At 64.4% G+C, this 14672-nt stretch carries 17 protein-coding genes; 11 read left to right on the top strand and 6 right to left on the bottom strand.

Translation table 11 applies throughout. The annotated features are described in order from the left end of the window. Positions 1–59: 59 nt before the first annotated feature. On the top strand, positions 60–626 hold the full coding sequence (locus AB3X89_RS11550; RefSeq protein WP_368583381.1) for a YbhB/YbcL family Raf kinase inhibitor-like protein: 567 nt from the start codon (positions 60–62) through the stop codon (positions 624–626). A gap of 46 nt (positions 627–672) precedes the next feature. Here AB3X89_RS11550 and AB3X89_RS11545 read toward each other — a convergent pair whose 3' ends face one another. Continuing rightward, positions 673–1668 carry an aldo/keto reductase gene (locus AB3X89_RS11545; protein WP_368583380.1) on the bottom strand — a complete coding sequence of 332 codons (996 nt, stop codon included), beginning with the start codon at positions 1666–1668 and terminating at the stop codon, positions 673–675. 480 nt (positions 1669–2148) lie between these two features. On the opposite strand from AB3X89_RS11545, the gene AB3X89_RS11540 reads away from it, so the two are divergent. The 5 genes from AB3X89_RS11540 (at position 2149) to AB3X89_RS11520 (ending at position 7000) form a co-directional block, all read left to right on the top strand. After that, positions 2149–4368, top strand: a complete 2220-nt coding sequence (locus AB3X89_RS11540; RefSeq protein WP_368583379.1) for a TonB-dependent receptor — start codon at positions 2149–2151, stop codon at positions 4366–4368. Between the two features lie 79 nt (positions 4369–4447). Continuing rightward, complete coding sequence (locus AB3X89_RS11535) at positions 4448–5131, top strand: Fe2+-dependent dioxygenase (RefSeq protein WP_368583378.1); 684 nt, start codon at positions 4448–4450, stop codon at positions 5129–5131. After that, complete coding sequence (locus AB3X89_RS11530; protein ID WP_368583377.1) at positions 5128–5850, top strand: PepSY-associated TM helix domain-containing protein; 723 nt, start codon at positions 5128–5130, stop codon at positions 5848–5850. The genes AB3X89_RS11535 and AB3X89_RS11530 overlap by 4 nt, the downstream gene beginning before the upstream one ends. A 109-nt stretch (positions 5851–5959) precedes the next feature. Then, positions 5960–6649 carry a nitroreductase gene (locus tag AB3X89_RS11525; RefSeq protein WP_368583376.1) on the top strand — a complete coding sequence of 230 codons (690 nt, stop codon included), beginning with the start codon at positions 5960–5962 and terminating at the stop codon, positions 6647–6649. 36 nt (positions 6650–6685) lie between these two features. Further along, positions 6686–7000, top strand: a complete 315-nt coding sequence (locus tag AB3X89_RS11520) for a high-potential iron-sulfur protein (RefSeq protein WP_368583375.1) — start codon at positions 6686–6688, stop codon at positions 6998–7000. 30 nt (positions 7001–7030) lie between these two features. On the opposite strand, the gene AB3X89_RS11515 is transcribed toward AB3X89_RS11520, so the two are convergent. Both AB3X89_RS11515 and AB3X89_RS11510 read right to left on the bottom strand, forming a co-directional pair. Beyond that, positions 7031–7381 (bottom strand): DOPA 4,5-dioxygenase family protein, encoded by a 351-nt coding sequence (locus AB3X89_RS11515; RefSeq protein ID WP_368583515.1) that lies wholly within the window; start codon positions 7379–7381, stop codon positions 7031–7033. 48 nt (positions 7382–7429) lie between these two features. Then, a complete protein-coding gene (locus AB3X89_RS11510) occupies positions 7430–7915 on the bottom strand; it encodes an N-acetyltransferase family protein (RefSeq protein WP_368583514.1) in 486 nt (161 codons plus the stop codon). A 346-nt stretch (positions 7916–8261) separates the two neighbouring features. Between AB3X89_RS11510 and AB3X89_RS11505 the strand changes: the two genes are divergently transcribed. From AB3X89_RS11505 to AB3X89_RS11485, 5 genes are all read left to right on the top strand, one after another. Further along, positions 8262–8534, top strand: a complete 273-nt coding sequence (locus tag AB3X89_RS11505; RefSeq protein ID WP_368583374.1) for a DUF1488 domain-containing protein — start codon at positions 8262–8264, stop codon at positions 8532–8534. A 702-nt stretch (positions 8535–9236) separates the two neighbouring features. Further along, positions 9237–9710, top strand: a complete 474-nt coding sequence (locus AB3X89_RS11500; RefSeq protein WP_368583373.1) for a hypothetical protein — start codon at positions 9237–9239, stop codon at positions 9708–9710. A gap of 320 nt (positions 9711–10030) precedes the next feature. Beyond that, positions 10031–10384 carry a YciI family protein gene (locus AB3X89_RS11495; protein ID WP_368583372.1) on the top strand — a complete coding sequence of 118 codons (354 nt, stop codon included), beginning with the start codon at positions 10031–10033 and terminating at the stop codon, positions 10382–10384. A gap of 179 nt (positions 10385–10563) precedes the next feature. Then, positions 10564–10977 carry a YciI family protein gene (locus AB3X89_RS11490; RefSeq protein WP_368583371.1) on the top strand — a complete coding sequence of 138 codons (414 nt, stop codon included), beginning with the start codon at positions 10564–10566 and terminating at the stop codon, positions 10975–10977. Positions 10978–10993: 16 nt separating this feature from the next. Continuing rightward, entirely contained in the window at positions 10994–12268 is a 1275-nt protein-coding gene (locus AB3X89_RS11485) for an RNA polymerase sigma factor (RefSeq protein WP_368583513.1), read from the top strand. A gap of 24 nt (positions 12269–12292) precedes the next feature. Here AB3X89_RS11485 and AB3X89_RS11480 read toward each other — a convergent pair whose 3' ends face one another. The 3 genes from AB3X89_RS11480 to AB3X89_RS11470 form a co-directional block, all read right to left on the bottom strand. Further along, on the bottom strand, positions 12293–12910 hold the full coding sequence (locus AB3X89_RS11480; RefSeq protein WP_368583370.1) for a LysE family translocator: 618 nt from the start codon (positions 12908–12910) through the stop codon (positions 12293–12295). Between the two features lie 55 nt (positions 12911–12965). Further along, entirely contained in the window at positions 12966–13553 is a 588-nt protein-coding gene (locus tag AB3X89_RS11475) for a DUF4337 domain-containing protein (protein ID WP_368583369.1), read from the bottom strand. Positions 13554–13703: 150 nt separating this feature from the next. Next, positions 13704–14672: a zinc-binding alcohol dehydrogenase family protein gene (locus AB3X89_RS11470; RefSeq protein ID WP_368583368.1), complete on the bottom strand. Its 969-nt coding sequence runs from the start codon at positions 14670–14672 to the stop codon at positions 13704–13706.

The following is a 14672-nucleotide window of genomic DNA, read 5'->3' as shown; positions in this document are numbered from 1 at the left end:
CAGCGCTGCCACGCTCCTTCCAAGGCCCTCAGTAACCTTCCCAAACCCAGAGACTCTCCATGACTCGCATTCAACTGGACATCGCGCGGCGCCTCCTTTCCGCTGTCGCGTGCGCGCTGCTCGCTTGCACGAGCGCGCATGCCTACGCGGCACCGGCCTTCGCAGTGTCGTCACCAGGACTGGCGGACGGCGGCACGCTCAACGTGAGCCACGCGGCGAGCGCGAACAACTGCGGCGGCGGCAACGTGTCGCCCGCATTGCAATGGCATAACGCGCCGGCCGGCGCAAAGAGCTTCGCGGTGACGATCTTCGATCCCGACGGCGCGAAAGGCCTCGGCATCGTGCACTGGATCGTGTATGGCATCGCACCGGGTACGACCGGACTCGCCGAGGGCGAAGCCGCGCCGGCGGGCAGCGTCGCCGGCACGAATCGCACCGGCGGCCCCGGCTATTACGGGCCGTGTCCGCCAGTCGGCGATGTGCCGCACCACTACGTCGCGCAGGTCTATGCGCTCGATCTGCCGCCCGACGCATTGCCGGCCGGCTTGACGCGCGACGCGTTCCTCGCCGCGATCAAGGATCACGTGCTCGCCGCGACGAGCACCGTGCTGCGCTATGGACGATGAAGTCGCGCGGGCAAACACGTACCGCGCGTGATCTGCCGAAGGGCGCTTAGCGCGCCGCGTCTCCCCAGCGATACTGCACGCTCGCTTCATCGAGCTGGGTCTTGATGGCGTCGTCGAGCGTCAACTCGGCCGCCGCGAGCGTATCGCTCAACTGCTCCGCGCGACTCGCACCAATGATCGCCGACGTAATCAGCGGATTCGCGAGTACCCACGCAAGCGATATCTTCGCCAACGACTCGCCGGTCGGCACGGCGATCGCCTTCAGTCTTTCGATCGTGTCGAACTCGCGCTCGTGCCAGTAGCGCTCTTGATACATCGCGCCAGCCTTGCCGACGCTTTCTGTGAAGCGCCCTTCGGCGGGCGTCGCATCGAGCCGATGCTTGCCCGTCAGCAGTCCGCCCGCAAGCGGGTTATACGGCATCACGGCTAGCTGCTCCTCGGCGGCCAGCGGCAGCAGCTCACGCTCGATCTGACGAAACAGCAGGTTGTAGCGCGGCTGGACCGACACGAAGCGCGCGACGCGCAGCACGTCCGCGCGTCCCAAAGCTCGCGCGAGCCGATACGCAAGAAAATTCGACACGCCGATATAGCGCGCCTTGCCCGAGCGCACGATCGTATCGAGTGCTTCGAGCGTCTCGTCGAGCGGGGTTTTCGCGTCGTCGGAATGGAGCTGGTACAGGTCGACGTAGTCAGTGCCGAGGCGCTGCAAGGACGCATCGATCGCATCGAGCAGGTGTTTGCGCGACGCGCCCTGATCCCACGCGGCGGGCCCCATCTTGCCGACCGCCTTGGTCGCGACGATGAAGCGCTCGCGCTTGCCCTTCAGCCAGCGTCCGACGATTTCTTCGGTGCGTCCGGCCAGGTCTTCGCCCGCGCCGAGCGGGTAGATGTTCGCGGTATCGATGAAATTGACGCCCGCATCCGCGGCCGTGTCGAGGATGCGGTGCGATGCGGCTTCTTCGGTTTGCAGGCCGAAAGTCATGGTGCCGAGACACAGGCGCGAAACAGTCAGGCCGGTGCGGCCGAATTGGCGATATTGCATGAAGTCGACTCCAGAGGGGACGAAAGCGTTTGCCGGAAGGGTGGGGCCTTAATGTTATATGCGGTGTTGTAAAAAGGATAAACGGACTCGCGATTCAATGCGCGCGACCAACGCGAAGCGACGTTATTTAAATGAAAGAAATCGTGTAATGATAAATGGACTCTTGAGCGCGCCACTGATAAGCCTTTTGCAAGTAAAGAATTACAAGTAGTAATAAACCCGGTCGACCATCCTTCATGTTTTTACAGATAGCTTTCGATAGAAAAAAATAGAAACAAATCCTTTCCGCGAAGTAATGCACGCCGCGATTGATGCCTTCCTCTGTGTATGAAATGATAGCGATTCTCATTTAAACCTAGCCAGCGATCCCGTCATCTCCCCCTCACACAACGGAGAGCGGCAGCCAGCCATTTGCGGTTTTGTCATGAATTCGACGTCATTGATGCGAATTCGACAAAGCGCATTTCTGACGGGATTTCCATGCTCAATCACACGCCGCTGGCGACAGCGCTAGCGCTCGCTTTTGCCGTTCCTTATGCGACGCCTGCGCTCGCGCAAAGCGCACCGCAAAGCGCGTCGCAACCGGCCGCCTCCAGCGCGCCGCAGAACGTACAAAGCAACGCACAGAACAACGCACCCGCTACGGACGCGCCGACGTTGCCGACCATCGGCGTGCAGGCTCAGGCCGTCCAGCAGGACTTCCAGGCCGAGCGCGCGACCGTCGGCGCGAAGACCCCGACCGCGCTGCGCGACATTCCGCAGACCGTCACCGTGATCAATCGCAGCCTGCTCGCTTCGCAGGGCGCGACGTCGTTTACGGACGCGCTGCGCAACGCACCCGGCGTGACGATCGGCGCGGCCGAGGGCGGCCAGATCGGCAACAACATCAACCTGCGCGGCTTCACCGCGCAGAACGACATCTATCTCGACGGCTTCCGCGACCGCAACCAGTACTACCGCGACACGTTCGACCTCGAAGCGCTCGAAGTGCTATATGGCCCGTCGTCGATGCTGTTCGGCCGCGGCTCGACAGGCGGCGTGATCAACCAGGTCAGCAAGAAGGCGAACCTGACGGACTCGGCGGAAGTCTCCGGCATGATCGGCACCAACGACCGCTACCGCTCCACCGTCGACGTGAACCACAAGCTCACCGACACCTCGGCGATCCGCCTGAACGCGTTCGGCCAGAGCCTCGGCTCGACGCGCGACGTGATGAAGAACAAGGACTTCGGCGTCGCGCCGGAGCTGCGCTTCGGTATCGGCACACCGACCGAGATCACGCTGTCGGCGCTGATCCAGCGCAACAACGACATGCCCGACTACGGCATCCAGGCGCTGAACGGCCGCCCGTCGCCGGTGCCGAAAAACACGTTCTACGGTTTGACCAGCGACCGCACGATCCAGAACGTGCAGATCTTCACCGGGGCCATCAAGCACAAGTTCTCCGACGATCTGACGCTGACGAACCAGACACAGATATCGCATTCGATGACCGACGCGCGCGAAACCGCGCCGCAAGCGGTGCTGACCGGGCCGCTGTCGTCGAGCACTGCGCTGAACAACGGCAACTTCACGACGCTGCCGCCGTCGGCCCTGTTCATCAAGCAGCAAAGTCATGACCGCGTGATCCAGAATCACGCGATCTACAACGACACGATGGTCGAATACAAATTCGACACCGGGCCGATCAAGCACGACGTGATCGCCGGTGTCGAAGTGGGCCACGACAGCTATACGAACCAGGCGTACACGCGCAACAACCTGCCGATCGTGCCGATGCTCAATCCGCCGATCATCGGCACGCCGTCGAACGTGACGACGACGGTCGGCAACTACGCCGATTCGAGCGCGAACGAAATCGCCGCCTACCTGAACGACACGATCACGCTGACGCCGCACTGGAAGCTGATCGGCGGTGTGCGCTGGGATCGCTTCTCGGCCGAGATTCACAACACCGTCAACGCGCCAGCTTTCGCGAGCCAGACCAACTACTTCACGAGCGTGCGCACGGGCGTCATCTATCAGCCGACCGACTGGCAGTCGTACTACGTGTCGTACGGCACGTCGTTCAACCCGTCGCTCGAAAACCTGACGGTCACGAATCTCACGCAGAACCTCGCGCCTGAATCGACGAAGTCGTATGAAGTCGGCGGCAAGTGGGATCTGTTCGGCGGCAACATCTCGCTGACGTCGGCATTGTTCCGCGAAGAGAAGGACAACGCGCGCACCCAGGTCTCGCCGACCGAATACGAGTTGGCCGGCGACATTCGCGTCGATGGCTTCCAGGCCAGCGTGACGGGACACATCACCGACAAATGGCAGATTTTCGGCGGCTACACGTACATGGACGCGAAGATCCTGAAAGCGGCCGACGGCACGCAGGGTCACACGCCGGCCAACACGCCGCGCAACACGCTGACGTTCTGGACCACGTACGCGATCACGCCGCACTGGGAAATCGGCGGCGGCCCGATCTATATGTCGTCGCGTTATGCATCGAATACGAACTTCGTGAAGGTGCCGGGCTACACGCGTTGGGACGCGACCGCGGCCTATCACGCGAAGAAGTACGACGTGCGCCTGAACCTGCTGAACCTGACCAACAAGTACTACTACGACGCGTTGATTCCGTCGGACGGCGGACGTTCCGTGCCGGGCATCGGCCGCACGCTGCTCGCGACGTTCGATTACCGCTTCTGATGGGAGCGTTGGCGACACGCTGAGCTCATCCGTTGGGCTTGCCGCTTTGCAAACGACAAGCCGACTCGAAGGACACACTATGCTGCTGCACATTCCGAAGGTACTGGACGCCGATCAATTGCGCTTCGTGCGCGAGCGGCTCGATCGAGCCGGCGACGCGTGGGTGGATGGCCGCGCGACCGCGGGCTATCAGGGCGCGCCGGTCAAGCGCAATCAGCAGATCGCCGAGCACTCAGCGATCGCGCGCGAACTCGGCGACGTGATTGTCGCGGCGATCGAGCGCAATCCGCTGTTCATCAGCGCGGTGCTGCCGAACCAGGTGTATCCGCCGCTGTTCAACCGCTACGAGGGCGGCATGCAGTTCGGCAGCCACGTCGACGGCGCGGTGCGCGTGCTGCCGAACGGCGTGAAGCTGCGCACCGACGTGTCGGTGACGGTGTTTCTTAGCGCACCCGACGAATACGACGGCGGCGAACTCGTGATCGAAGACACCTACGGCGTGCAGCAGGTCAAGCTGCCGCCCGGCGACATGATCGTTTATCCGGCGACGAGTCTGCATCAGGTGACGCCCGTCACGCGCGGCGCACGCGTGGCGAGCTTCTTCTGGGTGCAAAGCCTCGTGCGCAGCGACACGCATCGCGCGCTGCTGTTCAACATGGACACCGCGATTCAACGGCTCAACGCCACCCATGCCGACGACGCTGCGCGACGCAGCCTCGTCGGTTGTTATCACAATCTGCTGCGTACCTGGAGCGAAACGTGAGCGAATCCGACACCCTCGACGTTGAACCGCCGGCGGCCGGCCAACATGGCGCGCACGAACTGCGCCGGCTCGACGGCGATGAACTGAGAGCGCGCCAGCGGCGCTCGCGCCGCGCGACTTTCATCAAGTGGCTGCGCCAGGTGCATGGCTGGGTCGGACTGTGGGGCGCGGCGCTCGGTCTGCTGTTCGGCACGACGGGCTTTTTCCTGAACCATCGCGGCGGTCCGCTGCGCGTGTCGACCGGCGAGCCGCAGGTGTCGGTGATGCAGGTGCCGCTGCCGCAACCGGCACCGGAAACGCCGCGCGAACTCGCGAAGTGGCTCAAGCAGGAGCTGAAGATCGCCGGCAATCCGGGGCGTGTGCAGAAAGAACCCGAGCATCCGGTGGCGTGGGGCGATCGCAGCGTCGTGCAGCCCGAGCACTGGCAGCTGAATTTCGCGTCGCCGAAAGAAAATACCTCGGCCGAATACTGGGTCGGCAATAACACCGTGACGGTCAAGCGCAGCGCGAATACCTTTCTCGCGATGCTGACGAACATGCACAAAGGCGTGGGCTTGAGCGTCGGCTGGGTGCTGCTGATCGATACGCTCGCGGGCAGTCTGATCCTGCTGTCGCTGACGGGCGTGCTGTTGTGGACCGAGTTGAACAAGCGCAAGACGGTGGGGCTCGTGCTCGTGGCGGGTTCGATTGCGGCGGCGGTGGCGTTGGGGACGATGTAAGGCGCAGCGCAACGTCCCGGACGAAGCCTGCGCGCTGGCGGGCAGGCTCGGAGCGGTACGCGCTAGAATCGTCGCAGACCTACTTCGCTGGCTTTGCCGCCATCCGCCGATGACCTCTCCCGCGAACCCCGTCGACACCGCGCTGACCACGCGACGCGCGGTGCGCGCCTTTCTGCCGACACCGGTGCAGCGCGCCGACATCGAAGCCATTCTCGAAGCCGCCAGCTACGCGCCGTCGGGCACCAACACGCAGCCCTGGAAGGTGTACGTGCTGACGGGCGAATCGCTCGCGCGTCTGTCGCGCGATCTGCTCGCGGCCTACGACCATCCGCAGCGCGACGAGCTGTACCAGGAGGAGTACGCGTACTACCCGCGCCAATGGCAGTCGCCGTACGTCGACCGGCGCCGCAAGATCGGCTGGGATATGTACGGCCTGCTCGGCATCGAGAAGGGCGACAAGGCGCGCATGCACGAACAGCACTCGCGCAACTTCCGTTTCTTCGACGCACCCGTCGGCCTGCTGTTCACGATCGATCGCAGCCTCGAGCGCGGCAGCTGGCTCGACTACGGCATGTTCCTGCAGTCGATCATGACCGCCGCGCGCGGACGCGGCCTCGACACCTGTCCGCAGGCCGCGTTCATGCGGTTTCATCGGCTGATTGCCGAACATCTCGGTCTGCCCGAGAACGAGCAGTTCGTATGTGGCATGTCGCTCGGACTCGCCGACCCCAATGCGCTGGTCAATACGCTGCGCCCCGAGCGCGAGCCGGTCGAGCGCTTCACGCGTTTTCTCGATTGATCGCAGACCTCAGTCCCCACCCAGAGGCAAACGAAAATGAAAACATCGCGCCGCCATTTCCTGTTGGTCAGCGCGAGCGTCGGCTCGTCGCTCGCGCTGTCTCGCGTCGCGTTCGCCGCGACCGTTCCCAATGCGCTGAGCGAGAGCGATCCGCAGGCGCAGAAGGTCGGCTATAGCGAAGATGCGTCGAAGGTCGACAAGGCCAGGTTCCCGAACTTCGCGGCCGGGCAATCGTGCGCGAACTGCTCGCTGTTCCAGGGCAAGGCGTCGGATGAGTACGGCGGCTGCACGCTGTTCGGCGCCAAACAGGTCGCGTCGCGCGGCTGGTGCAGCGCGTACACGAATATGTGAGCACGCACGCCGGCGCATCGTCCGCGGCTGCTACAGCAGCGCCTTTAGCACGAGTTCGTGCGAGTGCCCGATCCACACGGCGGCGTCGCGATGATCGCGCAACGCGTCGCCGGTATTCGGATGCAGAAAGACATCGAGCGAGCCGTGATTGAGCGTGAGCCAGCTGACCACGTCGGCGAACTGCTGGTGCGCGAACGCGAGCTGATACGACCACATCGGATGCGGGCCGACCGGCCGTTCGTGGAAGCGCCCGATCTGCAGTTTGTCGCCCCAATGCGCATCGATCTGCTCGCGAAACGCCCAGGCGGCGTCGCGGCTCGCCGCGTCGAAATAGATGTGCGCGTGCCAGCTTTGTATGGCTGAAGCATCGCGAAAAGTCATATCAGAGTTCATTGCCAGGCTCGTTCCGTATCAGTCTTTATCCGACATTCATTCTGCTTCGTTTTCCGCCGGCGCGCGCGCTGCAACGCGCATGTGAAACTGTATCTGATCCTCGCCGACGATCTCGAAGCCAAGACGATCGTACAGCCGTTTGGCGGGATTGCCCTTGAGCACCTGCAAGCTGACCGGCAGCGCTTCGGCCGCGGCGGCGCGCAGGATCGTGCGCAGCACCTGCTCGCCGATACCGCGGCCTTGTAGCGCCGGCGCGATCTGCAACTGCGCGACGAACCATTCGTCGTCGTTGCTATGCGCCTTCAACAGGCCCGCGGGCGCGCCGTCGATGCAGATCACCTGCGCGGCGTCGTAGCGATGCCGCAGGCGCGCGCGATGGGCGTCTTCGTCGGTCGGCTCGCCGGCGCGCGCCAGGTGTTCGGTCATCGTCGCCTTGCGCAGTTCGAGCAGGAAGGGTTCGTCGTCGGGTTGCGCGGGGCGCAAGGTCAACCCGGATCGTTGGTCGGGCAGTTGGGCGGACATGTCGGCAAGGTCGTGGCTCGCAATCGCGCACGCGATGATCGTGCGAGGCGCGAGTAAGAATTGTCGTCGATTGTCGCGTCCGCTGCGCTTTTTTACCACGGCCAGGTTGCGGTCTTCCCACTTTGCGATGCGGGTCATCGTTGCCGGTGACGCGAGTGCCTGTGTCGCTATCGGCGTTGGATGGCATGCGCTTTGCTCTGATGTCTGCCCTCATCGCGGACGCGCTATCTGCACCAACGTACGAACAGACAAAACGGGGCCTCCCGATGCGGTGAGCGTCAGATGATTTTCCCGGGGACGTTCGCGTCATACGGCGAACGTCGTAATCAACGTTGCGAGGTGGGCTATGACGATGATCGAGGCGGTACCCAGCGTCTCGGCAGATGGACGAGCGGTGATTTTCCAGCTTTCGTCGCGGGGACGAGACCTTGAATGCGCGGTCACATGCGAGGCGCTCGAACAGCACTTCTGGCTGCAACGCGGCGCGGGTGAGGCGCGCATTCTGAAGACGTTCGCGGACGGGCGCCAACGCATTACCGCGATCGCTGAACGAAAAATGCTCGCGCGTCCCGGTGAGAAGGTCTTGCTGACGATCGACGATTTCTCTACACGCGGTTGACGTGCGTGGCGCGGCGGGCCGGAAACTCCGCTGTTACATCGATTCGCCAAATTAAGCCGCCAAAGCCCCTCGCTTCGCGCAATTGCATTCGCGGGTGCGCGCCTACACTCTTTTCCATGGAGCGACAAATCACCGAACTCCATCGATGCGATTTCCCCTCGTGTCGGATTTGAACCGTACCGTTGATGAAGTAGTCTGCAGTTCGCAGTTCGCAGTTCGCAGTTGACGCAATACAAAGCGCGCAATGCATCGAGAACGCGCGCGAAGCAAATGGGGTAGCGGCCAGTGGTAGGAAATAACGAGGACCGGCCCACATGCAGTGGTATTTGGAAGTGGATTGAACCGACAGTTTGAAACTTGCTGTCGAGCGGTAGAAATTGCCGTTGCAGTACACGTAGGCAATAGCTTTGCAGGTTAGGTGGTTATAGGTTTGCAGGCACTCCACGCGCCTGCTGGACTGTTCCATCCTGTCGGCCCTGTTTCTTCGCGGAACAGGGCTTTTTTTTCGTCGCAACATCGCTTCTTGTTTCCGGCCGCTTCGAACCGATATGGGGACAGTGCGTTCTTCGAAACGTTCGAAGAACCGGCGCGTCGCAGAGCGTGAACTGTCGGGCGCGAAATGCGTCGGACGTTTGAGCGCGGCGTTTGCCGCCGTCGCGTGCCGAAGTCCGGGCGCGCTGCCGAAAGAAGGAGGTTGAATCGATGTCCAGCAAATCGCGAGTTCGCAAGCCCGGCCGCACGGCCATGTCCCCGTTGTTGCGTTCCCTGACGCAGAGCCGCACCGCACACGCGCCGGTCACGCAGACCATGCTGTTGCAGTCCTACGCCGCGCTTGATGCATTCCGCCGCGGCCACGGCGCACGCACGCTGCACACGACGCTGAGCCGGCATCTGCTGGTGTCGCAGGAATTGACGCGCGCCGGACTGGGCGCCGACGCGCGCGCGGACATCGAAAGCGCGCATGCGGCGATGGTGCGGCTCGATGTGCGCGAGCGCGAGACCGGCCGCTGGTCGCTCGAAGACGACGACTATGCAAGTCTGTGCGCGGCGCTCGCGATTTTCGACGGACAGTTGTCGGCCGCGTCACTGAGCGAGCTGGCGAGCGCGGAAGCGAAAATGATCGAAGGTCTGATGCGCTCCGCGCGGCTGAGAGCGCTGGCGGAAGCGCCAGTTTGAACGGCCCGCAACAAGCACAACGCCCCACATCGGGGCGTTTTTCACATTCAGCGCGGACGTAAATCGATTCCGCAGAATGCTTGAAAGCGGCATCGACGTTTCGCGCACGGCCGGCTGCCGCGCGCCGCGTGGCTCGTTACGAGTGTCCGTAGAAGTCCCGTCGGGCGCGTTTGCCGCTGAGATTCCCGCTTGCTAGACTGGCTGCGCCTGATTGCCACCTATCTACCTGCCGGCCTACCCGCTATGCCGCCGAGGCCAGGCGTCGCTGACGTCGTCGCGATGCCGAACCGCGCATGCAACCGAGCCCTGTCGGAGACACCATGTCCTACATGCTGCTGATCGTCGAACCCACGGACCAACGCGAGGAGCGCGGCGAAGCCGCCGGTCGCGACCTCTATGACCAGATGGTGCGGTTCTCCCAGAACCTGAAAGCGCGCGGCAAGCTGCTCGCGGTCGAATCGCTGACTTCGCAGAAGGACGCCGTGCGCGTGCAGGTCCGCAATGGCCAGTCGAAGCTCGTCGACGGGCCGTTCGCCGAGGCGAAGGAGATGATCGGCGGCTTCTTTCTGCTGAACTGCGACAGCCGTGAAGAGGCCGTGGCGATCGCGCAAACCTGTCCGGCGGCGGCGTGGTGCACAGTCGAAGTGCGCAAGCTCGGACCGTGCTTCATCTAGCCACGCGTGGCTCTCACGTCGTCTGCTTTGGTGTTTTCCCTGGCATGCCGGGACCGCCGCAGGTGTCGATCGGACCGTACGTTGCGCGTCGTGTGAGTAAGGGGCTAGCCGGCGTGGCCCCTTCAAACGATTCACGCGAATCCACTCACGACGAACCACAAAAAACAAGGAGCAACGACATGCGATTCATGATCATCGTAAAAGCCACGGCCGCGAGTGAAGCCGGCGAGATGCCCGAACCGTCGCTGATTGCCGCGATGGGGGCTTACCACGAAGAACTCGCGAAGGCCGGCGTGCTGCTCGACGCAACCGGCCTGCAGCCGAGCTCTAAAGGCTGGCGCGTGCTCTATAGCGGCGGCAAACGGAGCGTCGTGGATGGGCCGTTCGCGGAGACCAAGGAGCTGATTGCTGGCTACACGTTAATCCAGGTGCGCTCGCGCGACGAGGCGATGGAATGGGCGCGGCGTTTCCCGGCGCCGTTCGGTGAACACACCGATGGCGAAATCGAAGTGCGGCAGCTTTTCGAACTCGACGACTTCGAGCCGGGGCCGGAAGTCGAGCGCTTTCGCAAGCTCGAAGAAGATCACCGCTGAGGTGAAGGCTGAAGCCGTGACGATACAGGCCACCCATCGTGCGATCGACGCTGTCTGGCGGATCGAATCCGCGAAGGTCATCGCTCACGTCGCGCGGATCGTGCGCGACGTGGGGCTCGCCGAGGAACTCGCGCAGGACGCGCTGGTGGCCGCGCTCGAGCATTGGCCGGACGCGGGCGTGCCCGACAACCCCGGAGCCTGGCTGATGACGGCCGCGAAAAACCGCGCGCTCGATCGCCTGCGCCAGGAAGCGCTGCATGCGCGCAAGCGCGAGGAGCTCGGCCACGATCTCGACGCGATCGAAGCGCACGTGGTGCCCGATTTCGTCGATGCACTCGATGCCGCGCGCGCCGACGACATCGGCGACGATCTGCTGCGGCTCATCTTCACCGCGTGCCATCCGGTGCTGTCGACCGATGCGCGCGTCGCGCTGACGCTGCGCCTGCTCGGCGGACTCACCACCGACGAAATCGCGCGCGCGTATCTCGTGCCGGAGCCGACCATCGCGCAGCGGATCGTGCGCGCGAAGCGCACGCTGTCGGCGGCGCGCGTGCCGTTCGAGGTGCCTCAGGCGGACGCGCGCGCGGCGCGGCTCGCGTCGGTGCTGCAGGTGATCTACCTGATTTTCAACGAAGGGTATTCGGCCACCGCCGGCGACGACTGGATGCGCCCGGCGCTATGCGAGGAGGCGCTGCGGCTCGGGCGCGTGTTGAGCGGACTCGTGCCCGACGAAAGCGAGGTCTACGGTCTGGTTGCGCTGATGGAGATCCAGGCGTCGCGCACCCATGCGCGCACCGATGCGCACGGGCGGCCGGTGCTGCTGCTCGATCAGGATCGCAGCCGCTGGGACCCGCTGCTGATTCGCCGCGGCCTCGCGGCGTTGGACAGCGCACACGCGCTTGGCGGCGCAAGCGGGCCGTATGCGTTGCAGGCGGCGCTCGCCGCCTGTCATGCGCGGGCGCGCCGCGCCGAGGACACCGACTGGGCGCAGATCGTCGCGCTCTACGATGCGTTGGCGCAGGTCGCGCCGTCGCCGGTCGTGGAGTTGAATCGCGCGGTCGCGGTGGGGATGGCGTTCGGGCCGGCGGCCGGACTCGAAATCGTCGATGCGCTCGCCGCTGGTCCAGCGCTCGCGAATTATCACTGGTTGCCGAGTGTGCGCGGCGATCTGCTGGTCAAGCTCGGACGCATCGACGAAGCGCGCGCGGAGTTCGAGCGCGCCGCGGCGATGACGCGCAACACGCGCGAGCGCGAGCTGTTGCTGGAGCGTGCGCGCGGGCTTGCGCATTGAGTTTCGGCACCTCTGAGTGCCGCCTCAACGAATCAGCTGCCGTACCCCCAACGCAACGATCAACCCGCCGCACACGCGATCGATCCATCTCTTGCCGCGCCGATACGCCGACGCGATCCGCGCGTGCGACAACGCCAGCGCGACGAACCCATACCAGCTGCTCGCGACGACGAACACCATGCCGAGCATCGCGGCAAACGTGCCGGTGCTCACATGCGCGGGCGCGGCCGACGAAAACACCGCGGCAAAGAACGCCATCGACTTCGGATTCGCGATGTTGGTCGCGAAACCCTGCGCGAACGCCTGCCTGAAGCCGCCCGCCGGTGCCTTGACGAGCACCGCCTGCCTTGCCGCCGACGCGTTGAAGATCAGCCGCCCGCCGAACCACAGCAGATAACAGGCGCCCACGATCCTGACCACGAGGGCGAGCCACGGGAACGCGGCGAACACGATGCCGACGCCGAGAATCGCGCAGCTTGCCCAGAACAGATTGACGAGCACGATGCCGGCGACCATCGCGAGCGCTTCGATGCGCGTCGCCGAAGCGGCCTTGTGCGCGACCGCGACGAAGTTCGGGCCCGGACTCACCACGCCCGCGATATACACGGAAAACACGCCGACCACGGCGGCCCCATCGATCACGACACACTCCCTGTTGAAAAGCACTGGCTCGAAGAAGGCAACCGATGCATCTCGCTCACAGCCCGAAAAACGCCGCGCCCGCGGTCAGGACGCCCGCCCCCGCGACGAGGTACGACACATTACGAAGCCAGTTCTTGCGCGTGAGCAGGGTGATCGCGCACAGCGCAATCGCGACCTGAATCAGCAGCGTCGCCTGAGCCCAGCGATGATGGCCATGCAGCAGCGTTTCGCTGCGCGTGTCGGCGGCGACGACCTGTTTTTCGATCGCTTCGGCGTTCGCGCGGATCGGCTCCTTCTGCTTCTTGTATTTCTCGACATCGGCGACGAATTTCGCGTGCGCGTCGCTATTGGGGGCCGACAGCGCCGCGCCGAGCTCGGCGAGGTTTTCCTTCTCGCCCTTCGCCTGGTAATAGCTCCACTGGTTCGACGCTTCGGTCTTCTTGATCGCGGCTTCGTTCTTGAAGAACAGCGCGAGGTTTTCGGCGTTGCCGCTCTGGTACGCGCACAGCGCGCCGATCGTCGCGAGGATCGCGGTCATCACGGCCATCCGGCTCGCGAACGGATCGGCGTCGTGATGCCCGGCGTGGCCGGCGTGTTCGACGGCGTGGTCGTGCGGACCGTGCACTTTATATTCATCAGACATCAGATTCTCCGAGGCAATGCTTTTATCGTTCTCGCCGGGCGGCGCGGGCGCCCGGCGGCCTCAATCTTAGCGTGTTGCGGGCGGCCTGAGGCCGCGGCTTCAATGCAGCGTCGCCGCCAGCCGGTTGCGGAGACCCGTGTCGGAGGATAGTTATTGCATGCGGATCACGACGCGCCCGCGCGTACCGGCGGCGACCGCGTCGTAGGCTTCGCGCGCACGGGCGAGCGGAAATTCCTGTGCTATCGCCGGGCCGCTCAGCTTGCCGGTGTCGAAGCCCTCGACCAGCGCCGTCATCAGCGGCGCCGATTGCGCGACGCCGAGCTTGGCGCTGTCGACGCCGAGCAATTGCGTCTCGTTGTGATAGAAATCGATCAGATCGAACTCGACCCGACGCTTGCCGGTCGCGCTGATTTCGAGCACGCGGCCGCGCCGTTTCGCGAGACTCAGCGCGGTCTCGAACGCGACACCGCCGACCGTGTCGTAGACGACTTCCGCGCCCGCGCCGCCGGTCAGCTCGCGCACACGTTCGGCTGCGTGTTCGTCGAACGGCACGTAGGCGTCGATCAGGCGGCCCGCGGGCGTGGCCGGATCGAGCGGCCGGCGATCGACGGCGATCACGCGCGCGCCGCGTGCCTTCGCGATCTGCGCGACCGCGCCGCCGACACCGCCGCCCGCGCCAAGCACCGCGACGGTCTCGCCGGCCTGCAAGCTTGCGTATTCGACGGTGCCGAGCCACGCGACCACGAAGTTCACGCCGATCGCCGCCGCCTCGACGTGGCTCAACGCAACTGGCTTGCGCGACAGCGCCGCGACCGGAATGCTGAGGTACTCGGCATGCGTGCCGTCGCGCGTGAAGCCGATGTCGCCGCCGGTGCCCCACACCTCGGCATCGCGCCACGCGGCCGGGCCATCCACGACCACGCCGCTGAAGTCGCGCCCCGGTATGCGCGGCAGCACCGTATGGTCGAAACGGCCGGCCACGTTCTTCACGTCGCTCGGATTGACCGAGGCCGCCATCACCCGCACGACCGCATGCTCCGCGTCGGCTTGCGGCGTCGGCAGATCGACGTATTCGAGCACTTCGGGGCTGCCAAAAGATTTGAACTGAATCGCTTTCAT

The organism is Paraburkholderia sp. BR14320 (assembly GCF_040948665.1).
Classification (GTDB): domain Bacteria; phylum Pseudomonadota; class Gammaproteobacteria; order Burkholderiales; family Burkholderiaceae; genus Paraburkholderia; species Paraburkholderia youngii.
This window is presented reverse-complemented; position numbering and strand designations above follow the sequence as displayed.